Annotated in this window: 15 protein-coding genes; 6 read left to right on the top strand and 9 right to left on the bottom strand. The window is 69.8% G+C overall.

Going from position 1 to position 22,081, the window contains the following annotated elements; genetic code table 11:
* The first annotated feature begins 107 nt into the window (after positions 1–107).
* Positions 108–869 (top strand): SDR family NAD(P)-dependent oxidoreductase, encoded by a 762-nt coding sequence (locus JRI60_RS37420; RefSeq protein WP_204220700.1) that lies wholly within the window; start codon positions 108–110, stop codon positions 867–869.
* Positions 870–877: 8 nt separating this feature from the next.
* On the opposite strand, the gene JRI60_RS37415 is transcribed toward JRI60_RS37420, so the two are convergent.
* From JRI60_RS37415 to JRI60_RS37405, 3 genes are read right to left on the bottom strand one after another with little or no spacing between them, the layout of a single operon-like run.
* Positions 878–1,357, bottom strand: a complete 480-nt coding sequence (locus tag JRI60_RS37415) for a heme-degrading domain-containing protein (RefSeq protein WP_204220699.1) — start codon at positions 1,355–1,357, stop codon at positions 878–880.
* A 4-nt stretch (positions 1,358–1,361) separates the two neighbouring features.
* Positions 1,362–3,314, bottom strand: a complete 1,953-nt coding sequence (locus JRI60_RS37410; RefSeq protein ID WP_204220698.1) for a PAS domain-containing hybrid sensor histidine kinase/response regulator — start codon at positions 3,312–3,314, stop codon at positions 1,362–1,364.
* A 7-nt stretch (positions 3,315–3,321) separates the two neighbouring features.
* A complete protein-coding gene (locus JRI60_RS37405) occupies positions 3,322–4,110 on the bottom strand; it encodes an alpha/beta fold hydrolase (RefSeq protein WP_204220697.1) in 789 nt (262 codons plus the stop codon).
* A gap of 260 nt (positions 4,111–4,370) precedes the next feature.
* Between JRI60_RS37405 and JRI60_RS37400 the strand changes: the two genes are divergently transcribed.
* Complete coding sequence (locus JRI60_RS37400) at positions 4,371–7,316, top strand: DEAD/DEAH box helicase (protein ID WP_204220696.1); 2,946 nt, start codon at positions 4,371–4,373, stop codon at positions 7,314–7,316.
* Positions 7,317–7,332: 16 nt separating this feature from the next.
* Here the strand turns inward: JRI60_RS37400 and JRI60_RS37395 are convergent, their stop codons facing one another.
* On the bottom strand, positions 7,333–7,995 hold the full coding sequence (locus JRI60_RS37395; protein ID WP_204220695.1) for an HAD hydrolase-like protein: 663 nt from the start codon (positions 7,993–7,995) through the stop codon (positions 7,333–7,335).
* An 88-nt stretch (positions 7,996–8,083) separates the two neighbouring features.
* Complete coding sequence (gene hemG, locus JRI60_RS37390) at positions 8,084–9,415, bottom strand: protoporphyrinogen oxidase (RefSeq protein ID WP_204220694.1); 1,332 nt, start codon at positions 9,413–9,415, stop codon at positions 8,084–8,086.
* Between the two features lie 241 nt (positions 9,416–9,656).
* Between hemG and JRI60_RS37385 the strand changes: the two genes are divergently transcribed.
* Complete coding sequence (locus JRI60_RS37385; protein WP_204220693.1) at positions 9,657–10,121, top strand: hypothetical protein; 465 nt, start codon at positions 9,657–9,659, stop codon at positions 10,119–10,121.
* On the opposite strand, the gene JRI60_RS37380 is transcribed toward JRI60_RS37385, so the two are convergent.
* Entirely contained in the window at positions 10,099–15,048 is a 4,950-nt protein-coding gene (locus JRI60_RS37380) for a hypothetical protein (protein WP_239469947.1), read from the bottom strand. The genes JRI60_RS37385 and JRI60_RS37380 overlap by 23 nt on opposite strands.
* Before the next feature lie 191 nt (positions 15,049–15,239).
* On the opposite strand from JRI60_RS37380, the gene JRI60_RS37375 reads away from it, so the two are divergent.
* From JRI60_RS37375 to JRI60_RS37365, 3 genes are all read left to right on the top strand, one after another.
* Positions 15,240–17,072 (top strand): vWA domain-containing protein, encoded by a 1,833-nt coding sequence (locus tag JRI60_RS37375; protein WP_204220691.1) that lies wholly within the window; start codon positions 15,240–15,242, stop codon positions 17,070–17,072.
* 98 nt (positions 17,073–17,170) lie between these two features.
* A complete protein-coding gene (locus JRI60_RS37370) occupies positions 17,171–18,421 on the top strand; it encodes a GAF domain-containing sensor histidine kinase (RefSeq protein WP_239469945.1) in 1,251 nt (416 codons plus the stop codon).
* A gap of 773 nt (positions 18,422–19,194) precedes the next feature.
* Positions 19,195–19,683, top strand: a complete 489-nt coding sequence (locus JRI60_RS37365; RefSeq protein WP_204220690.1) for a hypothetical protein — start codon at positions 19,195–19,197, stop codon at positions 19,681–19,683.
* A 16-nt stretch (positions 19,684–19,699) separates the two neighbouring features.
* Here the strand turns inward: JRI60_RS37365 and JRI60_RS37360 are convergent, their stop codons facing one another.
* The 3 genes from JRI60_RS37360 to rdgC are packed head-to-tail and all read right to left on the bottom strand — an operon-like array spanning position 19,700 to position 21,988.
* Entirely contained in the window at positions 19,700–20,650 is a 951-nt protein-coding gene (locus tag JRI60_RS37360) for a hypothetical protein (protein WP_204220689.1), read from the bottom strand.
* A gap of 17 nt (positions 20,651–20,667) precedes the next feature.
* On the bottom strand, positions 20,668–21,342 hold the full coding sequence (locus JRI60_RS37355; RefSeq protein ID WP_204220688.1) for a hypothetical protein: 675 nt from the start codon (positions 21,340–21,342) through the stop codon (positions 20,668–20,670).
* Complete coding sequence (gene rdgC / locus JRI60_RS37350; RefSeq protein ID WP_204220687.1) at positions 21,329–21,988, bottom strand: recombination-associated protein RdgC; 660 nt, start codon at positions 21,986–21,988, stop codon at positions 21,329–21,331. Before rdgC ends, JRI60_RS37355 begins: the two co-directional genes overlap by 14 nt.
* Positions 21,989–22,081 lie beyond the last annotated feature (93 nt).

The following is a 22,081-nucleotide window of genomic DNA, read 5'->3' as shown; positions in this document are numbered from 1 at the left end:
TCTGTTCACCCCCGGCGCCTTCTGGCGGTGTGGAGCACTCCGCCAGACGCATCCCCTGGTGACCCCGGGACCCCTGCGCTAAGCCTCGGCGCCAGGGGAGGGTGCTCATGACGGAGATGCCTTATCGGACGGCGCTGGTGACGGGGGCTTCCAGCGGCCTGGGTCGGGGTCTGGCGCTGTGGTTCGGCAAGCGCGGCGTGAAGGTGTACGCCGCCGCGCGGCGCCACGACAACCTGGAGGCACTGGCCCGGGAAGCCCGCGTGACCGGTGCCGACATCGAGCCCGTGGCGCTGGATGTCTCCCAGGCGGAGCCTACGCTCGAGCGCATCCGCGCGCTGGACGACGCCTGCGGTGGGTTGGATCTGGTGGTGGCCAACGCGGGAGTGGGTGGACAGACCGACGCCCGGCACTTCCCGTGGGAGCACGCGAAGCGGATCATCGACGTGAACGTCACCGGTGCCGTGGCCACGCTGTCCGCGGTGCTGCCGCGGATGGTGGAGCGCAACCGCGGGCACCTGGTGGGTGTCTCCAGCCTGGCGAGCTGCCGGGGCCTGCCCCAGAACGCGGCCTACTCGGCGTCCAAGGCCTTCCTGAATACCTTCCTGGAGAGCCTGCGGGTGGACCTCCAGGGCACCCGGGTGCGCGTCACCTGCATCAAGCCCGGCTTCGTGAAGACCGAGATGACGGCGGGCATCCGGCACGTCATGCCCTTCCTCCTGGAGTCGGAGCCGGCCGTGGAGTTGATGGGACGGGCCATCTCACGCGGAGCCGCCGAGTATGGCTTTCCCTGGCCCATGGACCGTGCCGTCGGTCTGACGAAGCTGGTGCCCAACTTCCTCTTCGACGCCGTCGCGAGCCGGGTGCTCTGAGGCAGACGTTATGTGTCGCGGCGGGTCTGGCCCGCCAACCACTCGCGGAGCACGCCCACCACCAGGGCGTGGTCCTCTTCCTGTGGCAGCCCCGACACGGTGATGCTGCCGATGCAGCCCGTCCCCCTCAGCAGCAGGGGGAAGCCGCCCCCGTGGTCCGCGTATTCAGCGGGGTCCAGATAGGGTTTGTCGGCCAGGCTCGTTCCCTTGCTGGCGTAGTAACGGCCCATGTAATACGAGCTGTGCCAGAAACGGTTCACCGTGTTGCGCTTGCGCCGCACCCAGTCGTGGTTGTCGGGGCGGCTGCCGGGGAGCGCGCACTGCAGCACGCAGCGCCCGGCGAGCGTCACGTCCACCACGACGGGAAGGCGATCGCGCCGCGCGCGCTCGAGCAGCCGCAGTCCGAGGGCGAGCGCGTCCTCGTGGCTCAGGTGGTCGAACTGCAGCGCCTCCTCCTCTTCCAGCAACTGCTCCAGCGGTCCAGACATGTCCCTATTCCTTCCGCACTTCCTCCAACGCCCGGATCATCGCATCCAGCTCACACTGGATGGTGTGAAGAACGGCATGGATGCGGTCCGGCGCGCGCTCCTTCTCCGCGAGCAGCTTCTTGCCTTGTTGCAGGGCCGCCTTCAACGCGTGGGCCTGCATCAGCTCCAGCGTCACCTTGATTTTATGGGCATGGAAGTCGAACTTCTCCAGGTTGCCCGTCTCGAGCGCCTCCTGGAACTCGTGCTTGTAGGCTTCGTAGCTCTTGATGGTGATGGCGCTCAGCTCCACCAGGGCCTGACGGTCATCCGCGGTCAACCGCCTGAACTTCTCGAGGCTGAAACCCGGCGGGGAACGCGCCGGGTCCACCCCTTGTCGCTGGTCCCTCTCCTCCTCGGAGCGGTTCGCCGCGGTGGCTGGTGAGGGCTGGAAGCCGTAGAGGGTGATCTTCGTGAAGAGCTCCTCCGGCCTGAAGGGCTTCCCGATGAAGTCGGTGAAGCCAGCGGACACGAGCCGGTCTCCCAGGCTGATCCTGGCGGAAGCCGAGAGCGCGATGATGGGCAGCCGGTTGAGCCTCTCGGAGGGAAGATTCCGGATGAGCCGGGTGGCCTCGAAGCCGTCCAGCTCGGGCATCTGCAAGTCCATCAGCACCAGGTCGTAATCGCGCTCGGTGATCCTCTCCAGGGCGCGCCGGCCGTTTCCCACCACGTCGAAGTCGATGTTCCATTTGCGGAGGAACCGCGTGAGGACGAACACATTGACTTCATTGTCCTCGGCCACCAGGACCCTGCGGCCCTGGAGGGACTGCTCGTTCGGGACGGTCTCCGCCGTGCGCTCCGATTCCCTTGCTTCCTGGCCGATCCCCAGGCGCAGGCGGAAGGAGAAGCAGGAGCCCCTTCCCGGTTCACTCTCCACGTCCATCCGGGTGCCATACAGCTCCAACAACTTCTGGCTGATGGTGAGCCCCAGGCCGGTGCCCCCGTACTTCAGGTTGATGTCGTAGCTGGCCTGGGTGAATTCCTCGAAGATGCGGGGCAGGCGATCCCTTGCGATTCCGATGCCCGTGTCGGTGACCCGGAACTCGAGGGCGGCGGAGTCGGAGAACAGCTCGCCGAGCCGCAGCTCCACCGTGATGGCTCCCTTCTCGGTGAACTTGATGGCATTGCTCAGCAGGTTGGTGAGGATTTGCCCGAGCTTGAGCGGATCCCCGACGACGTAGGCCGGCACCCGCTCGTCGAGCTCCAACCGGAGGGCCAGGTTCTTCTCCTCGGCCTGGAGGCCGAGGCCATAGACGGTGTCGTAGATCAACTGGCGGACATCGAAGCTTCGCTCCTCCAGCGTCACCTTGCCCGCGTCCATCTTGTTGAAGTCCAGGATGTTGTTGATCAGGTTCAGCAAGCTCCCGGACGAGAAGCTCAGGATGCGGGCATATTCCTCTTGCTGGGGCGAGAGGTGGGTGTCCCGTAGCAGGTTGGAAATCCCGATGATGGCGTTCAAGGGCGTGCGGATCTCATGGCTGATCATGGACACGAAATCCGTCTTGATCTTGATGGCCTCCTCGGCCTTCTTCCGGGCCAGCAGCAGCTCCCGCTCGTACTTCTTGCGGTCGACGAGATGGAAGAGGGCGATCTGGTTCGAGAGGGGTCTGCCGTTCGCGTCCTTCTTCTGGATGGCATTGAGCAGGAACGACAGGGAATGGCCGTCCTTGTGCTTCAGCTCGAGGTTGATCTCATTGGCGAAGCCCTGCATCCGCAACAGGGGGACGTAATACGTCTCGTAGAAGATCTGGCAGCCGACGGTCAGCAGCTCCTGGAAGCGTCTGCCGGAGAGCAGCTCTTCGCGCGGGTAGCCCGTCCAGGTCAGGAACGTCTGGTTGAGCTTGACGAGGGTACCATCTGGACGCGTGGAGACGTGACCACAGGGCGCGGTGTCATACAGCTCTTCGGCGCTCTCCTCCATCAGCCTCTCACAGGAAGGTCCGTATGGCGGCGACGGTCTCTTCGGGCGCGCTCAGGTGAGGGCAGTGCCCGGTGGCCTCCAGCACCCGCAGCCGGCTGTTGGCCAGGTTCTGGTGCAGGTATCGGCCCACCACCTCCGGGGCGATCACGTCCTCGGAGCATTGGAGGATCAGCGACTGGGTCTTCAGCTTCGGCAGGTCGGCCCGGTTGTCGGAGAGGAAGGTGACTCGCGCGAAATGCTTCGCGATGTCGGGTTTCATGCGGCAGAAGCTGTTGGCGAGATCCTCGCTCAGCTCCGGGCGCGCCGGGTTGCCCATGATCACGCGCGCCATCGTGCTCGACCAGCCGAGATAGTTGCTATCGAGGGAATCGAGGAGGCCCTCGATGTCTCCCTGGGAGAAGCCACCGATGTAGTTGATGTCGTTGATGTACCGGGGCGACGGTCCGATCAGGACCAGCTTGTCGAACCGGGCAGGCTCCTTGATCGCGGCCAGCACGCCGATCATGGCGCTCACCGAGTGCCCCACGAAGAGGACATCCGTCAACGCCAGCTCGTGACAGAGCTCCAGCACATCGTCGGCGTAGCCTTTGAGGGAACTGTAGCGGATGCGGCTGTACGCGGAGAGAGCCGAGCCCCCGGAGCCGACATGGTCGAAGAGGACGATCTTGTACTCGTCCTGGAAGGCGGGCGTCATGAAGCGCCACACCCGCTGATCGCAGCCGTAACCGTGGGCGAAGATCAACGCCTTCCCGCCATTTCCGAAGACCTTCACGTTGTTCTTCTCGAGAGCGGTCATGTGTCCGAAGGTCTAGCTCCCAGGTACGATTGCCCATCCGGAAAATCCCCGAAGCATACCCAGTTCCCTCGGAGGCGGGGATGGGCGCAGTGTACACGCGAGGACAGTGTCCCAAACTGGGCGTTCATCGAGCAGGTCGAGGTCACCTCGCGCTCGTTTCCGGGGTGGGGGAGGGTGCTGCCTCCTGTCCTTTATGCGCCCCGGTGGGCACATCGTCGTTGCGCGGTGCCCCCCACGGAGCATAGGGAATCGCATCTCCCATGTCCGCGACCGCTCAGCTGCTCGAAGCCGTTCGAAAGGAAGCCCGCCCCGGAATCTGGTCCAACGGGGTGAACCTCGCCCGCGCCGGCGCCGTCTCGCTCCAGGCCCAGACCGCGAGTGAAATCGAGCTGCGGGTGAAGGCGGCGGGGCGCCCGGTCGCCCTCACGGTCATCCTGTACCCGAACGACGAGGCCTGGGAGTGCGACTGCCCCGGCCGGGTGGACCCGTGTGAGCACGTGGTGGCGGCGGCCATCTCCATCCAGCAGGCGGAGAAGCAGGACACTCCCATGGAGGCCACCGCGAACAAGTGGTCGCGCGTGGTGTACCGGTTCTCGCGCGCGTCGGGGGGGCTGGAGCTCCACCGCGCGCTCGCGCACGCCGATGGAACCGAGGAGCCCCTCGAGGACAGCCTCGCCGCCCTGCTCGCCAGGCCGGCCCAGGCCGCGAAGCTGCAGGTCGAGCAGTCGGACCTGCTCGCGGATCGGCTCCTGGAGCGCCGTACACGTGGGGCGCTCCCTCCCGAGCGGCTCGACGCGCTGCTTCAGGTGCTCCAGCAGGCGAGGAACGTGCTGCTCGACGGGCGGCCCGTCGCCGTGTCGGAGGAGGTCGTCTTCCCGAGGGCCGTCGCCGAGGACCGTGGCGCGCAGCTGGTGGTGACGGTGACGCGAGACCCCCGTGTCACCGAGGTCGTGAGCCCGGGAGTCGCGCTGTGCGGTGATGCGCTGGCGCGCCTGGGGGAGACGTCGATGACCGGGCCGTGGCTGCAGAACCTCCCGATCGTCCGCACCTTCGCCCCCGAGCAGATGGGGGAGATCTCCTCGAAGGTGCTGCCGGACCTGGGCCGCCGCATGCCCGTGGAGGTCCGCAGCCGGCGCCTGCCGCCCATCGACCGCGAGATGAAGCCGCGCATCCTGCTGGAGCTCAACCAGCTGGAGTCGGGGCTGTCCATCCTGCCCACCCTCGTCTACGGGGCGCCGCCGTCGGTGCGTGTCGACAACGGCCGGATGGTCTACCTGCGCGGGGCCGTCCCCCTGCGGGACGAAGCGGCCGAACAGCGGCTCATCCACCAGCTCCGGGACGAGCTGAACCTGGTGCCCGGCCGGCGGGTGACGGTCCAGGGCCAGGAGATGGTGCGCTGGGCGGACAAGCTGCGGCGCTGGCGCGGGGACCTCGCCGGAGACTCGGCGGGTGTCGTGAGCCCGGACGTCAAGCTCCGGCCCTCGCTCCAGGTGGAGTCCACCTCCGGGCCGGGCATGCCCGAGGTGCGCTTCACGCTCGAGTTCCAGGTGGAGGGCGGCAAGGGCGAGACGCAGTCCGTGGACGCGGCGGCCGTCATCCGCGCGTGGACCGAGGGGCTGGGGCTCGTTCCCCTCGATGGAGGTGGCTGGGCGCCTCTTCCCCGGGCCTGGCTGGACAAGCATGGCCAGCGCGTCGCGGACCTCCTGGCCGCGCGGCAGGCGGATGGCAAGGTCTCCAACCACGCCCTGCCGGAGCTGGGGGCCCTGTGCGAGTCGCTCGAACAGCCGCCTCCGCCGGGACTCGACCGGCTGGCGCCCATGGTCGAGGGCTTCGAGAAGCTCCCGCCCCCGGTCCTCCCGCCGGATCTCTCCGCGACGCTGCGCCACTACCAGCAGCAGGGCGTGAGCTGGCTCGGCTTCCTCCGCGGCGCGGGGCTCGGCGGAATCCTCGCCGACGACATGGGCCTCGGAAAGACGCTCCAGACCATCTGCGTGCTGGGTCCTCGTTCGCTCGTCGTCTGCCCCACCAGCGTGCTTCCCAACTGGGCCGCGGAGCTCAAGCGCTTCCGCCCGTCGCTCAAGGTGTGCGTGTACCACGGGCCCGGCCGTGCCCTGGACGAGGCCGCCGATGTGACGCTCACCACGTACTCCATCCTGCGGCTGGACGCGGCCGTGCTCGGGGGCCGCACCTGGGAGGCGGTCGTGCTGGACGAGGCCCAGGCCATCAAGAACCCGGAGAGCCAGGTCTCGCGCTCGGCGTTCGGCCTCAAGGCGAACTTCCGGCTGGCCTTGAGCGGCACGCCGCTCGAGAACCGGTTGGAGGAGCTCTGGAGCCTGATGCACTTCACCAACCCCGGCCTGCTCGGGGGACGGCGGCAGTTCGAGGATCGGACGGCCCGGCCCATCACCGAGGGCAACGCCGAGGCGGCGGAGCGGCTGCGCAAGCGCATCCGGCCCTTCGTCCTGCGGCGTCTCAAGCGGGATGTCGCGCCCGAGCTGCCGCCGCGCACCGAGTCCGTGATGCACGTGTCGCTGGATGAGCGCGAGCGCTCCGTCTACGACGCGGTGATGGCGGCGACCCGTAAGGAAGTGGTCGCGCTGCTCAACGAGGGCGGCAGCGTGCTCAAGGCGCTGGAGGCCCTGCTCCGGCTGCGTCAGGCCGCCTGCCACCCGGCGCTCGTCCCGGGCCAGCAGGCCAACACGTCGTCCAAGGTGCAGACGCTCGTGGAGGCGCTCGGCACCGCCGTGTCGGATGGGCACAAGGCGCTGGTGTTCTCGCAGTGGACCTCGCTGCTCGACCTGGTCGAGCCGCACTTCAAGGCGGCCGGGATTCCCTTCGAGCGCCTGGATGGGTCCACGCCCAATCGCGGGGAGATCACCTCGCGCTTCCAGTCACCGGAGGGCGCTCCGGTGCTGCTGATGTCGCTCAAGGCTGGCGGCACCGGCCTGAACCTCACCGCGGCGGACCACGTATTCCTGATGGACCCGTGGTGGAACCCGGCCGTGGAGGCCCAGGCGGCGGATCGCGCGCACCGCATCGGTCAGGAGCGTCCGGTGATGGTGTACCGCCTGGTGTCGCAGGGCACGGTGGAGGAGCGCATCCTCGGGCTCCAGGAGAAGAAGCGCGCCCTCTTCGAGGCGGCCCTGAGCGAGGCGTCGGCCGCCACCGCCATCACCCGCGAGGACCTGCTCGAGCTCTTCTCCTGAGGGAGGGCCCCGTTCGTCAGTGGACCGCGGGCGCGGGTGCCGGGGTCGACCAGTGGCCCAGGCACTCGGCGATCTCCGCCGGGTGCTCGGCGATGTAGTCCGGCCCGGCCTGCTTCAGCAGGGCCTCGGTGTCGGCACCCCACCGCACGGCGATGACCTTCACGCCGACCTCCTTGCAGGCCACCACGTCCCTGTGCTCGTCGCCCACGTAGACGAGCTGCTCCGGCCGGAGCCCCGTCCGTTTCATCAGCGCGCGCAGCCGGCGGGCCTTGCCGAAGATTCCTCCACCGCAATAGAGGTCCTTCACCCACTCCTCGGCCGAGTGCCGCTTCAGGACGGCCCGGATGTTCTCCTCGTCGTTGGTGGACAGGATGAGCAACTCCAGACCCCGGCCTCTCAGCTCCTTCAGCAGCTCGGGGATGCCCTCGTTGAACTCGATGGTCTGTACCGCGCTTCGGTAGCCCCTGCCGACCCGCACCCCCACCCAGGGCAGCATGTAGAGTGGAACCCCCAAGCGCTTGCACCGCTCGCGCACGGTCATCCCGCGCAGCTCCGCGAGGTTGTCGGCCGTCATCTTGCCGTAACGTTTCTTCTCGGCGATCTCGTTGTAGAGCGCGATGGCCACGTTCAACGAGTTCGCCAGCGTTCCATCGAAATCGAACACGACATGTGTAATCACGGCGCAGACCCCTGTCCGATGATGCGTCCTTCGTGTGCGAGACGCTACCTCCCCGAAGGAGGGCTGGACTTGTGAGGATGCGACACGCTCACGCCTGCTGCTGGGAGCCCAACCCCAGGGCGCCGCCCGTGGGCCCTACCCGGGCCGCCAGCCGCTCCGCGAGCGTGGCCGCGTCTCGCACACAGTCCACCATGCTGATGCCCCGATAGGCATTGCCGCTGAGGTGCAGTCCCGGCCAGCGGGCCACGGCCCGGTCGATGGCCGCCAGGCGCTCCTCGTGGCCCAGGGTGTACTGGGGCAGGGCGCACGGCCAGCGCACCACGTCGGTGACGACGGGCTCGGCGCGCACCCCGGTGATGTGCGCGAGCTCCTCGCGCACCAGCGTGACGAGCTCCTCCGGAGGCAGCGAGGCCAGCTCCGGCTGCCGCGTCCCACCCACCATGCATGTGTAGAGCACCCGCTCCCCCTCGGCGCGCCAGGGGAAGAGGGTCGAGGCATGGATGGCGCCGAGCAGCCTGCGCTTCTCGCTGGCGGGCACGAGGAAGCCCGCGCCGTCCGGTTTCGGCACGGACTCCGGGGCGAAGCCCACGTGCACCACCGCCACCGGTGCGTAGGTGATGCTCCCCAGCAGGGAGCCCAGCTCCGCGTCCGTCTCGCGCAGCAGTCCGGCCGCCGTGTTCGCCGGGGTGCACACCACCACCTGCGAGGCCTCCAACTCCGTGCGCTCCCCCTGCTCGCGCACCACCACGCGCCAGCCTCCCGGGACAGGGGTGAGTCGCTCCACGTGGGCCCTCGTGTGGGCGATGGTCCCCAGGCGCCGGATCAGCGCATCCACCATGCGCTGCAGCCCTCCCCGGAAGGAGCACAGCGCGCCGGGCTGGGGCAGCTCCTTCGGACGCGGCGTGGCGGCTCGCGCGCTCAGCGTCTCGAGGTCTCCCGTGAACAGCCCGCTCTGCACCGCGTCGAGCACCACGGACGTGGCCGTGTGACCGAGGTGCCGGCGGCCGAAGCGGGCGAGCGACTCGTCCTCGTCACGGACGGACCGGCGGGTGAACAGGTCTCCCAGCACGCGCAGCCGCGAGGTGAACGGCAGGACATTCGAGCCGAGGAAGGAGGGCAGGGGGCGTGGCAGGGCTCGCAGCCGGCCGCGGGTATAGACGTAGCGCTTCCGGGCCGCGTCGGTGGCGGGCTGGATGAGCGACTCGACTCCGAGCGCCCGGGCCAGCTCTCGCATGGAGGGCTCGCGGTCGAAGAAGCTGTTGGGCCCGTTCTCCAGGAGGAAGCCGTCGCGGACGTGCGTCTGGATGTTGCCCCCCAGCCGCGGCGCGCGCTCCAGCAGCACCACGGGGATGCCCCGCTGCCGCAGATGGAAGGCGGCCGCCATCCCACTGAGTCCTCCTCCAATGATGATGACGCTCATGGGCCGGCTCCTCCGGTCTTCTCAGATTGCGATACCAGCCCGCGCCATGTACGCGGAATCGTCGCGTGAGGCAGATGACCGGGAGCAACGTTACCTCACGACAGGGTGCGTCATTCTTATCCGTGAATTCAAGGAAATCCAAGTCAGGCCCGGCCGCCTGTCGCGAGAGCGGGCGCTCCCTGGCGGGTTGGCGGGCTCCTGGGGGAATCCGGAGCACCGGACCTGGTGTAGAGGAGGGCGCATGGCCGACAAGCGTCGCTTCGACCTCTTCGCCCAGTTCATCACCGAGCGCTTCGCCGCCCCCCGCATCTTCGACATCGCCGGAGGGCAGGGCCGGTTGAACGAGGCCCTCTCGCGGCTGGGGCGCACGGTCACCACGTTCGATCTGCGACACAAGCACCTACCCGTGCGCTACGCCCAGCGCATGTTCACGCTGGAGGAGCCGTGCGAGTGCGACCTGCTCGTGGGCATGCACCCGGACGGGGCGACGCGGATCATCATCGAGTACGCGGCGAAGTACCGGCTGCCCTTCGCCGTGGTGCCGTGCTGCTCGGACAACAGCATGCCGTACAACCCGTGGCGGCGGCACCTGGCGGACCTGGCGCGCGAGCGCGGCTTCTCCTCCGTGGAGGAGCATGAGCTCCCCATGGAAGGCCGCTCGCTCGTCGTGCTGGGTGAGTTCGCTAGTCCCAGCCCCGGAGCGTGACGCGCACGCGCCGGACGAGCAGCTCCAGCTCCTGGCGGCGCAAGGTGGCCAGCACCCGGCCTCCCACGATGGTGAGGCCGGTGAGCGTCATCACCACGAAGCCGATGCGGTGGTCCCTCAGTCCGGCGTGCACGAGCGTGGCCGCCACGTCCAGCGTGAGGAACAGCGTCCCCAGCGCCAGGTAGGCGCGGATGCGCAGGGCCATGCCCGCGGCCACGCCCAGGAGGCACACCGCGCCGAACACGAGGGCATACGTCCCGTCCTCCGCCTGTCCGAGCTGGAGTGTCAGCTTGGACGCCGCGGGCACGTACAGCAGCAGGCCTCCCACGATGCGCACCGCGTTCCTCGCCGCGTGCGGCAGGCTGCTCGTGAAGAGCTGCCCCAGCATCAGCAGCAGCATGCCGAGCGGCGCCAGGTAGACCTCGATGCCCTCCATGTCCGCCGAGAGCGCGCCGATGAGCAGCGCCACGTTGCAGGCCGTGGCCGCGAGCGAGCCGAACAGCCGGCTGCGCTCCACCGCGCCCAGCACCGCGTACAGGAGGCCCGAGCCACCCGCCAGCAGCGCGGCCTCGCCCGTGGCCTCGCTGGGGAGCACCAGGGCCATGCCCACGGGCAGCAGCGCCGCGAACCGGCGGGTCGCCTGCTCCACCGGGGCGATGCCCGCCCGCCGCGCCAGCACCGTCACGCCCACCAGCACGAAGCCGAGCGCCAGGGCGAAGAGGGCATCGTGCTCGGGACGCAGGCCCCGCGCGTACAGCGCCCTCACGAGCGCGTACACGCCCACCACCGCCACCTGCACGAAGTACACGTGCCGGCCCGTCCGCTCGCGCCACGCGCAGTGGAGGGAGACCGCCACCGCCAGGCCGATGGCCGCCCCCGCCAGCGGGAGCGCCCGTTCATCCGGCGTGCTCACCCACGCCGCCACCAGCGCGAGCAGGCCACCCGTCACGAGGAGCCACGCGTCCCGGCCCCACGCGAGCCCCCGGGCGATGTCCTCGCGGCCGTCGCGAATCCACCGGTTGGCGGCGTGCGCGAGCGCCGCCACTCCCGCCAGGCAGAGCGCCAGCGCTGTCCCGTGCCGCGTGAGGAGGAGCTCGTACGCCGCGAACCTCCCGGCCTCGTCCGCGCCCGCCAGGAGCCCCACCGAGAGGCCCGTCACGGCGGCGAGCCCCGCCACCATCGAGGCCCACCCCGCGCCCAGCTTCGACAGCGCGCCCTTCCACTGGTACGCGCCGGTGAACAGCGAGGCGGCGACGAGCGCGAAGGTCACCGGCAGGGCGGTGGACCGAGTCCAGAGCCCACCGAGCCCGTAGAGGGTATCGAGCAGCAGGCGGGGAACGGCCATCAGCGGGTCTGTCGCGCCGCCGCTGGCCAGGGCGTACTCCGCCGCGTTCAGGGAGAAGAACAGCGCGCCCAGTTGCGCGCGGGCTCGCACCGCGCCCTCGTCGATTCCCCGCCAGCGGGCCACTCGCGGGCTCAGCGCCACCAGCAGCCACCCCACGAGGGCGAGCACCGGCCCCGGCCACGCGCCGATGAGGGGCTCGCGGTGCGCCAGGGCGTGGATGACCAGGAGGATGCCCATTCCCGCCACCATTCGCGCACGCGCCTTCGCCCGGCCCGCGATGAGCAGCAGTCCAGAGGCGAGGGTGAGCACGGCCGCCTCCAGCCCGGGCTGGAAGAACGCCGCGGCGAAGACGAGCCCCGCGGCGATGCCCGCCTGGTGGTGCAGCGCCTGCGTGAGCCGCTGGCCGAAGGAGTCTGGCTCGTTGCCCAGGAGGGCTCGGAGGAAGTCGAGCCGCGCTCCCAGCGGGGATAGCACCATGCCCGCGCCGGCGTACACGAGCCCCGCGGCGGCGACGCCCGCGAAGGCCCGGTACCACAACTGGGGCACCGTCTCTCCCGAGGTGAGCCAGGCCTCGGACGCGAGCCACCCGAGGTTCTGGGCGGCTTCCAGGAGCCCGGCGCGCATCCACTGCCCACCCGGCGGTGTGAAGGCCACCAGCGGATGCCCGAGCACGGTGCGATGGACGGCCCACAACGCGGCTCCCGGAATGCCCAGGAGCAACCCCAGGCGGGCAAGGCCCGGGGCCCGGAAGGAGAAGGCGAGCAGCAGCGCCAGGAGCGCCGCGCCCAGCGGCATGAGCGGAGGCACCACCGTCAGCGCGCGGGACAGGAGGGGCCCACCGAAGATCCACGCCTCTACCGCGAGCAGTGCGCCCAGCGCGGCCACTCCGGCGTGCGGGACGAAGTGGTACAGGCGTCCCTGGGGCTCGTTCTCCAGGAGCCGGGCGAGCCACGGTCCGAAGCGCCGGGTCGCGAGCGCCAGCAGCCAGAGTCCCACGCCGATGAAGGGCAGGCGCAGGGCCACCACGTCGGGCGGCAGCGGCCGGCCCGTGCGGTTGAGTACCGCCGTGAAGGCGATGAAGAGTCCCGCGAGTGCGAGCGTCACCACCGCGCCGCGCAGGCGCCACGTGACGAAGCCTCGCGTGAGGAAGGCGAGCACCGCGCTCCCCGTGAGGAGCGCTCCCGCGAGTACGGCCCGGGAGCGCGTGGCTTCGTCGGGCGACGACATCCAGCTCACGAGCAGGACGAGGGAGAACGTGGCCGCCAGGAACGACACGGCGGCGAAGCCATCGGTGTAGAGCGGGCGGCCCCGCTCGGCGAATGGCAGCTCGAGCCACCCGAGCAGGGGCCGTCCCTTCCTGGCGGGAGTAGAGGGCTCGGATCCACGGCCACGCAGTGTCGCGATCGCGGAGAAGCCGAACGCGAGCAGCGCGAGGAGCAGGGCGCGGTCGGCGAGGCTCGGACCGCTCGTCTGCTGGACCCACTGCACGACCGAGAACGCGAGGCCCCATGCGGCCAGGGCGCTGACGAGCCGGCTGCGGTCCCTTCTCACGCGCAGCAGGAGGAGCACCGAGGCGAGGACGAGCGGCCCGCCGAGGATCGCGAGATTCAGGAACTCTGCGTGGGTGGCGAAGCGAAGCGGAAAGGGGTCCTCCCCATCGAGGACGATCCGCGCTCCCGGGAAGGCGCGCAGGATGGCCAGCGTGGCCATCGCGAGTGACAGGTCGTCCAGGGGGAGCAGCTCGAGCGTCTTGCCGTTGCGTCGCATCCACGCTTCCTGGATGAGCCCGGTCACGGCGTAGAGACCCGCGGCCAGGGTGAGCGCGGCGACCAACATCCAGGTACTCGCGTTTTCAGCCGAGGCCTCGACGGCGCCGAAGGTACCGAAGAGGAGCGCGGCACCTCCCAGGTAATGCAGTGCCCGCCACTGATGACCGGCGACGAGGTGCGCGGAGACGGCCACCAGCGCACCCGCCGCGGCCTTCGGCCACGACGTCCCCGAGCCCCAGGCCGAGGTGGCCAGCGAGGTGAGTGGCAGTGAGGCCAGCGAGAGCACCACGCCCCAGACCTCCAACCAGAAGCGAAGGGTACCCCGGGGGAGCAACCGCGCGATGGGCAGCAGGCCCGCTCCGACAGTGGCGAGGCCCACCATCCACCAGCCCGCCTCCGAGGGCATCTCCAGCCGCGCCAGCAGCACGCCCGCCAGGGCCGTGGCGAGCGCGGCCGGATGGACCAGCGCCCGGCGCGTGGGCTCCAGCACGAAGAAGACCAGCGCCGCCGCCAAGGGCGTGAAGGCGGAGGCCACATCGACCCATCGCTCCACTCCAGGCGGCACGGAGAAGGCCGAGAGCGCCCCGGCGAGCGCTCCGCAAGCCACCACCGCGTGCGCGAGCGTCTCCACGGCGGGGGCCGCTCGGGGATGGGCCTCGCGCACCGAAGCCAGGGTCGCCACGCCCGCCACCACCGCCGCGAGCGCCACCGCCCAGAGCGTCATCCCCGCGAAGAGCGGGCTTCCCGGCACCAAGGCATCGAAGCCCGACGGCGCGCTGGCGACCGAGAAGACGGCCAGCGCGGCCGCTCCATAGAGGCCCGTGGTCAGGACGGAGAGCCCGGCCCGGCCCGTCGTCTCGCGACTGGCTCGCCACGCCGCCGCCCCGAGCGCCGCCACACCGCCGAAGGCGCAGAGGGTGCGCGTCCAGGGCGCATCGTCCAGCCCCATCAGGGGCAGTCCCGCCAGCAGCGAGGGGAGCAGCGCCACGCCCAGCGACACCGTGGAGGCCCCATACAGCAGGCGGCCCGCGGGCCTCAGCGTGAGCAGGCACAGGCCGGCGGCCGCGGCCGAGACGGCTCCTCCCAGCGCCGGGTGCAGGCCCATCAGGGAGGACAGCGCGACGAAGACCACGGGCAGCAGCGCGAGGCCGATGCTCGCGAGCACCCGCCCGGCCGACGCCGAGCGCCGGGCGAGGAACACCCCGAGCCCGATGAAGCTCGCGTGGTAGGCGAAGAGGGCGCCCGTGACGAGCAGCTGGCGAGGCACGCCCCCGAGAGCGCGCCATGCCTCGCGCACGCCCATGAGCGAGCCACCGAGCACCAGCACCGCCCCGAGGAACCACCAGACGTACTCGTGCAGCTTGAGCGCCTCTCCTCGCGCGCCCCCGGCGTCATCGAGCGCCACCATGGCATCCAGCCCGCCGCCGAGCGCGCCCGCGTCCACGCGGTGGAAGAGCGCCTGCCCCGACTCCGAGGCGAGGCCGATGTCGAGCTCCTCGTCGTCGGACGCGCGCTTCGCTTCCCGCTCCGCGCGCGCCGCGTTCTCCAGCGCCTGGAAGAACGCCTGGCCCCAGCCCGGCCGCCAGTCCTCGAGCTGCTCCAGCTTCCCGGCGAGCGCATCGGCCTTCTGTTCCAGGGTGCTCGCGTCCTCGAGCAGCGGCACCGCGACGCTCGCCACGGGCGCGCCGGCGAGGGACTCGGTGAGCCGGGACGCGGTGTGCTCGTCGAGCAGCCGTGTGGCGTGCCAGTCCGAGATGCGCCGTCGCAGCTTCTCCTGGACGAGCGCGTCCAGGTGCTCCGCGGTGGCGGGCACGAGCGCGGTTCCGCAACTCGGGCAGGTGGTCGCGGAGTCCGTGGCACGGAGCTCGGCACAGGCCAGGCAGATCAAGGTGCCCCCCTCTTCTTGGCACACGGGTCCGACCTGGTGGGGCGGGTAGGCCCGAAGTGACTCATGACAGAGCGAGAGACTAGGCTGTGTCGCATACTTCACGAAAGGGCCCCTCCATGAAGGCCACCTACACCCTCAGCCGTCCGGTGCTCCCCGTTGGTACCTCCTCCAAGGTCGACCTGGTGGTGACGTTCCAGGCCGATGCCCCGGCGGCGTCCACGCGGCGCTCGCTCAACCTGAGCCTCGTCATCGACCGCTCGGGCTCCATGGCGGGCGTTCCGCTGAAGCACGCCCTGCAGGCCTCGCGGCAGCTCGTGGAGCGGATGGGCCCGGAGGACTGGCTCTCCATCGTCACCTATGACGACGCGGTGTTCTCGGTGCTCGCGCCCACCCGCGTCACGGACAAGGCGGCCATCGGCGCGGTGCTCTCCAAGGTGCGCGCGGGCGGGTGCACCAACCTGAGCGGCGGCTGGCTCAAGGGCGTGGAGCACGTGGGGGCCAACAAGGCCGCGGAGCGCGTCAACCGCGTGCTCCTGCTGACGGACGGCCAGGCCAACATGGGCATCACCGATCCGGACGCCCTCGTCTCCACGGCGCGGGAGAAGTCCGCGGCCGGCATCATCACCACCACGCTGGGCTTCGGCTCCAACTTCAACGAGGACCTGCTCATCGGCATGGCCAACGCCGGGGAGGGGCACTTCTATTACATCCAGACGCCGGACGACGCCGAGGGCGTCTTCGGCATCGAGATGGAGGGCCTCGGCTCGCTCGTCGCGCAGAACCTGGAGGTGACGCTCAAGCCGGCGCCCAAGGTGAAGGTGGCGAGCGTGCTCAACCGCTACCGCTTCGAGTCCCGGGGCCAGGAGGTGGCGGTGGGGCTGGGCGACGTGTACGCCACCGAGCCGCGGCAGCTCGCGGCGGAGCTGTCCGTGGACGCGGGGAGCGCCAGTGGCCCGGTGACGCTCGCCACGCTGGTGTTCCGGGCGCAGGCGGTGGTGGACGGGGCCATCCGGGAGCTGTCGGGCGAGGTGCCCATCGTCGTCAACCTGGCCTCGGCCTCGGAGTCGGCGGCCGTGTCCGCGGACAAGAACGTGCTGGCCCAGACGAGCCGCCTGCGCATCGCGCGCGTCAAGGACCAGGCCGTCGAGCTCGCCGACAAGGGGGACTTCGGCTCGGCCTCGCAGCGGCTGCGGCAGGTCATCACCGAGGTCTCCGCCCACCTCGACAAGGCCTCCTACGACATCGCCGAGGAGGTGGAGCAGCTCGCGCACTACGCGCAGCGCCTGGAGTCGAGGAAGTACGACCCGGTCATCCGCAAGGAGATGAGGGATCAGTCCTACCAGGCGGGCACGCGCAGCCGTGGCGATCTGGCGCTGCGCGGGACGGCGGGCGGCTCGGCGGACAGCCTGGAGGCCGTGTCCAGCGCGGGCACCGGCGTCATCCTCAAGTGCGTGCGCGAGGGCGGCAAGCTGCGCGTCCACGCCGCCTCCGAGGGGTATGACCCGAGCTTCAACGTGCAGTTCCCCCGGAGCGCGCGCGAGGAGGGCGTCTCGTACGTGGTGGACAAGCTGGAGCCGTCGGGAGACGGCACGTTCTACCGGGTGAGCGGCGCCATCAAGCGGCTGGTGCTGCCCGGGCAGGAGCGCGGCGCCCGCTCGGCGGAGGCCGCGAAGAAGAAGGGCAAGCCCACCGCGTCCAAGGTGACGGGCTCGGCGGCGGATCTGCCCACGACGAACACGGTGGGCACCGGCGTGCTCGTCCAGTGCGTCAAGGAGGGCAGCAAGCTGCGCGCCCGCGTGGTGTCCGACGGCTACGACCCCAACCTCAACATCCGCTTCCCGCGCGACATCCGCGAGGAGAACGTGCTGTACGTGGTGGAGGAGATCGTCACCACCGGCAACGGCGGCTCGTACATCGCCTGCGGGGACATCCACCGGCTCGTCCAATGACGCTCCGCCGCATGCCCTCCTGAGGAGCGAGGAGCCCGCCAGGGGATGTGTCCCGTAGGACAGTGGTCTTGACCTCCGAGGTACATATCCTCTGTGTCGTGTCCTCGGAACGACCCCAGAGTGAGAGCGGGCGGCGCGAGTTGCTCCTGCGGGCGCTCGAGAAGCTGCTCGAGCTGCAGGGAGCCGAGCTCCGTCCCACGATGGATAACGCGGCCCAGATCCTCGTGGAACTGCTCCATGCCGACAAGGTGGACATCTTCTTCCTGGAGCCAGAGACCCAGACGCTCGTGGCCAGGGGCATCAGCGACACCCCCATGTCCCGCAAGCAGAAGCGCCTCGGCCTGGACCGGCTACAGCTCGCCAATCGCGGCCGGATCGTGGAGATCTTCGAGACAGGAATGCCCTGGCACACGGGCCATCAGGACGAGGACCCCGAGGAGCTGCCAGGCATCAAATTCGGGTTGGGGATCAAGTCCGCCATCGGGGCGGTGATCGAAGTGGGCGGGGAGCGGCGAGGCGTCCTGGAGTGCTCCTCGGACAAGGCGGAGTTCTTCTCCCTGGACGACCTCCGCTTCCTGGAGGCCGTCGCCCGGTGGGTGGGCGTGGTGGCGCACCGCATCGAGCTCTCGGAGCAGTTGACGAAGGCCGCCCTCGAGCAGGGCCGGCGGTCCGCCGCCGAGGACCTCATCACCATCTTCGCGCATGACATGGGCAATCACCTGTTCTCCCTGCGCGCGCGCATCGAGCTCATCCACCGGCGGTCGGTCCGGCAGCGGTCCGTCGACGACATCCGCGATGCCGAGGCGGCGCTCGGGAGTGTCAAGGCACTCTCCCGGCTCACCTCCGACCTGCTCGATGTGGGCCGCCTGGAGCAGGGGCTCTTCTCGCTGCACCCACAGCCCCTGGACGTGATGCGGCTGGTGCAGGAAGTGGCGGCGACCTCGACGCTTCCCTCGCACGAGGTCCAGTCCCGAGGCCCGGAGGAGCTCGTCCTCGTGGCCGACCCCGAGCGTCTTCGCCAGGCCCTTTCCAACCTGGTCGCCAATGCGCTGAAGCACTCGCCCGCGGGGCTTCCGGTGGTGGTGGAGGTCGAGACGCGGACGCGCACGGACGGCGACCATGTCGTCGTCTCCGTCGTCGACCAGGGGCCCGGGGTCTCGCCCGAGCTGCTCCCCAGGTTGTTCGAGCGCTTCGCCCGCGGCCCCAAGTCCTCGGGACTGGGGCTCGGGTTGTACCTCGCGCGGCGGATCGCCCTCGCCCATGGCGGGACGCTCGAGGTCCATTCGTCACCGGGGAAGGGCGCGCGGTTCGAGCTCTCCCTCCCCGTGCTCCGCGACGCGTCGGACTGAGCGCGCCTCCGTGTGTTGAGTACCTGGGGCCCCCTTGTCCTCCGCCAGACGGATGCGGGTCGCTCGGCTGGGGTCTCATGTCTCCACCCCTCTCGTCATGACGGGGGTCCGGCGAGCAGTTACGGAGCTTTCGAAGCCTTGAAGCGATGGGAAGAGGACACCACGAGCCAACGCAGAAGCGGGAAGGGAGCACAAGTCCTCCGGCTGACACAACAGGGGCAGGGCTCCTTTAGCCAATGGTCCAGTTGGCATGACGATCTTGGCCCTGAGTCCAGGCACTTGGGGGTCGTCATGCAACAAGCCCGTGTCGTCGGTCGCGGTCAACTGTGCCGCCCGGCATGGCTCGCCGTAGGGCTGACCGTTCTGGCATCTGGGTGTGTATCAACGAGCGCCTCGGGGTACGGCGGCGGCTTCGCGCTCACTCTGGCCGAGTGCAGCCCGACCGACAGCACCGTCACCTGTTGCCTCAAGCAGAACCCGGGCCAATACGAGCGGTGTGGTGCAACACCTCCGACAGAGGCCACGCGCCCCAATTATCTACCGCCTGGACGCACTGAGTCCGAAGCCGCGCCCATCCCCGAGCTTCCGACGCAAGAGGAGAGGGAAAGGTGGGAGAAGGACATCTGCCTGCCGCGCTACGAGAAATGCAGAAGTGGGAAACATGACGGCCGAGTCTGGGGTGAGTCGCAGTGCAAGGCGTGCTTCGATGCCTGCATGCGGTATGGCTACTGGCCCCTGCGTGCCAACGGGAAGCCTTGCCCTGGAGCGTGAGCATGAAGACTTCACGCCAGGAGCATGCTGCAACCTTCAGCGAGGATCTCGACCTTCACTACCTGGAGTTACTCAGGGCGAAGGCGCCATACGAGCAATGCAGGCGAGAGCTCCTGAAGCTCGAGAAACACTGGCTGCGAAAGGCGAAAACCGCTGCCCAGCGCCTCGCTGTGCAGCGCATCATCACAAGTACCCTTCTCACCGAGACATACGGCAACAGACTGCCCTGGAAGGAGTTTGGCCGATGGCTTCGTCGTATCCAGAAACTCGGGTTCCACGATCTGGGGATGCGCGTTCACGTCGCCTGCCTCTACGTGCAGTCACTTCACCTCTTCCCTCGGCAGGCCCGCGAGGCATGGGAGATGCTGGCGGACGCGGAGCAGAGCGCGCTCCGGCTTCGTCGAGATCGTCCCCTGCGGCAGGAACATCTGGAGTCGATCTCGCACGCGAAGAAGGTTGCCCGCGTGCCGTCTCCCCCCTCGATGACGTGATTGTCTCCCGTCGTGTCTACCCCTGACTGCCCGCGAAACGGAGGAGCCGGCTCGCGAGCCGTCGCAGCCGGTCCAGGCGCCGGGCGGACGCGGGAGGCGCCTCGTCCAGTACCGTCCAGTCGAAGTCGCGGAGCCGCGCGAGGAAGCCCTGCCGCACACAGCCCTCCAGGCTGAAGACGTGGAGGTCCTCCGTCCACCGCCGCGCCAGCCGCAGGTCCCGGGCGAATTCCTCCCAGTCCAGCGGGGGCACCTCGATGAGGCCCGGCACGTCCACGCCGCCACCGGTGACTCCCACCCCGATGGAGCGTGCGTCCGGGCCGTAGCTCCACGACACCGCCGGGCCATGGGGGCGCACGAAGCTGGAGTAGAGCATCAACACCTCGCGGTCGGTCGCCAGGTCCAACACGCCGACGAGGCGCTGCAGCAGGGTGGAGCCCGCCCGGCGCTCGTCCACGATGAAGGGGAGCTGGTAGCTGTCCACCCGGTACCCGTCCGCGCGGATGCGGGCCAGCAGGGCGCCGTACCGGGCCCGGGCCTCGCGCAACTGCCCGCCGCGCCGGAGCCGGGGCAGCAGCGCGGGCAACAGCCGCCAACGGCTCGCCAGCATGCGCTGCATGTCGTGGATGTCCGGCTCGATGTCCAGGCCCACGCCGTCCCAGCGCAGGCCGTGCCCGGCCGTCCACGCGCGGAAGGCCTCGTAGCGGGCCTCGGCCTGGGGGGCATTGCCCAGGTGGAACCAGTAGCCCTCCGCCCTGGGCAGCAACTGCCAGGCGATGACGGGCACGCCCGCGTCGTTCAACCGCCGCACCACGGCGGCGCGCTCCGGGCCGAGGTCGAGCACCCCGAGGCTGACACTGGCTCGCAGCGCCAGGAGGTGCTCGACGACGGCCGGGTCGGCGAAGAGGGCCACCAGCGGCCCCGCCTCCAGCTCGCAGAAGAAGGTGAGGCGAGGCGGGGCGGGAGCCATGGTGTCCCTCTGTCAGCTCAGCCGCGCGCGGCGCGGGCCAGCTGTACCTTGGTGGCCCGGGGGGCCTCGTCCTCGCCCTTCATCCAGCTCTTCATCGCCGGGACGACCTTCTTGCCCCAGTTGCGGCTCGCGCGCACCTCGAGGAAGGCCTGCACCAGCGCGTCCACCATGTCGGAGAGCTGCTCGGTGAGGTAGAGGCGCTCCAGGAGACGGTCATCCTCCTCCTCGGCCATGAGCTCCGGCAGCTTCGCCGCGCGGATGTCGAGGAACTCGGCGTCCAGCGTCACCTCGTACACCTTCTCGCCGTGGGTGAGGCGCAGCCGCGCCTGGTGGACGAGCAGCCCGCGGTCCAGCGAGTGCTTCACCTGCTCCGAGTACGGCGCGAGCGCGCCCCGGGCGGACATCTCCGTCACGTCGCCGCTGATGCCCTTGAGGGTGCACCGGCCGGTGTAGAGCACCACGAGGCCCGTGTTCTCGAAGTCCACCAGCGCGTCGCCCGACTCCGAGCGCCACAGCAGCCAGGTGAGGAACTCGCGGCCCAGATAGGCCCGGCCGCGCAGCAGTTGCTCTCGGGCCTTGTCCTTTTCGACTTCGGCTTCGTCTCGCGTGTCCTCCTCGGTGGCGGCACCGTCGACGCCCGTGTCGCCCCGCATGAAGGCCGCTTCGATCCTCGCCTGCTCACGCTTCCCCATGGGCCACCTCGCTGCTCGGAATCTCGTTGTGGGCGATCTCCACGCCGATGAGCTCCGGAGTGGGGATGAGCGCGTCGTCCGCGATGCCGGCGCGCGCCGCCAGGGAGGCGGGCACCAGCGGCTGGAGCTTCACCTCGAAGGCCGTCTCCATGGCCAGGAGGATCTCATCCACCGCCTTGCGCGACGCGGCCCAGATCTGCACCTGGCTCGTCTTCAGGTTCCAGCTCACGTCATGCACCTTGGTGGAGGGCACGGCGCGCTGGCGCAGCATGTGGCGGAGGGAGGCGCGGTTCTCGGCCTTCTCGCCCCGGGTAGGGGCGCGGCCGTTCTGCTTCTCGAAGGCGGTGGCCCACTTGTCCAGCTCGGCCTTGAGCACCGGCGCGGGCACCTTGACGGTGTCGACGCGGAAGCCGAACAGCGCGTACTCGCCATAGAGGACGCTGCCGGTGGAGAAGTCCACGGACTCATGGTTCTCCAGCTCCACGAAGCCCGCGGCCCGCTCGTCCTCGGTCTTCTTGAGGTCGATGGGCTCGAAGGCGCCGGACTTCAGGCCCTTGGCGAGCCAGCGTTTCACATCGGAAGGAGCGTTCCCCGTCGGCTCGGACCGGAAACGCGAGAAGGTGACTGCACCACTGAGGACAGGCATGAAGCCCGGCAACATGGGCAAGCCGGGCGCCGCCGTCAAGGTACTGCTGGTGCGGCCCGTGGCCGGGTCTGGCGCACCTTGTGCGGCGGGGGA

It is taken from the genome of Archangium violaceum (genome assembly GCF_016887565.1).
GTDB classification, from domain to species: Bacteria; Myxococcota; Myxococcia; order Myxococcales; family Myxococcaceae; genus Archangium; species Archangium violaceum_B.
The sequence above is the reverse complement of the archived record's forward strand: the minus strand, read 5'-3'. Positions and strand labels throughout refer to the sequence as shown.

Excerpts from the sequence above, each read along its gene's own strand:
- JRI60_RS37420 (WP_204220700.1), top strand. The coding sequence starts at position 108 with ATGACGGAGATGCCTTATCGGACGGCGCTGGTGACGGGGGCTTCCAGC.
- JRI60_RS37415 (WP_204220699.1), bottom strand. The coding sequence starts at position 1,357 with ATGTCTGGACCGCTGGAGCAGTTGCTGGAAGAGGAGGAGGCGCTGCAG.
- JRI60_RS37410 (WP_204220698.1), bottom strand. The coding sequence starts at position 3,314 with ATGGAGGAGAGCGCCGAAGAGCTGTATGACACCGCGCCCTGTGGTCAC.
- JRI60_RS37405 (WP_204220697.1), bottom strand. The coding sequence starts at position 4,110 with ATGACCGCTCTCGAGAAGAACAACGTGAAGGTCTTCGGAAATGGCGGG.
- JRI60_RS37400 (WP_204220696.1), top strand. The coding sequence starts at position 4,371 with ATGTCCGCGACCGCTCAGCTGCTCGAAGCCGTTCGAAAGGAAGCCCGC.
- hemG (WP_204220694.1), bottom strand. The coding sequence starts at position 9,415 with ATGAGCGTCATCATCATTGGAGGAGGACTCAGTGGGATGGCGGCCGCC.
- JRI60_RS37385 (WP_204220693.1), top strand. The coding sequence starts at position 9,657 with ATGGCCGACAAGCGTCGCTTCGACCTCTTCGCCCAGTTCATCACCGAG.
- JRI60_RS37375 (WP_204220691.1), top strand. The coding sequence starts at position 15,240 with ATGAAGGCCACCTACACCCTCAGCCGTCCGGTGCTCCCCGTTGGTACC.
- JRI60_RS37365 (WP_204220690.1), top strand. The coding sequence starts at position 19,195 with ATGAAGACTTCACGCCAGGAGCATGCTGCAACCTTCAGCGAGGATCTC.
- JRI60_RS37360 (WP_204220689.1), bottom strand. The coding sequence starts at position 20,650 with ATGGCTCCCGCCCCGCCTCGCCTCACCTTCTTCTGCGAGCTGGAGGCG.
- JRI60_RS37355 (WP_204220688.1), bottom strand. The coding sequence starts at position 21,342 with ATGGGGAAGCGTGAGCAGGCGAGGATCGAAGCGGCCTTCATGCGGGGC.
- rdgC (WP_204220687.1), bottom strand. The coding sequence starts at position 21,988 with ATGCCTGTCCTCAGTGGTGCAGTCACCTTCTCGCGTTTCCGGTCCGAG.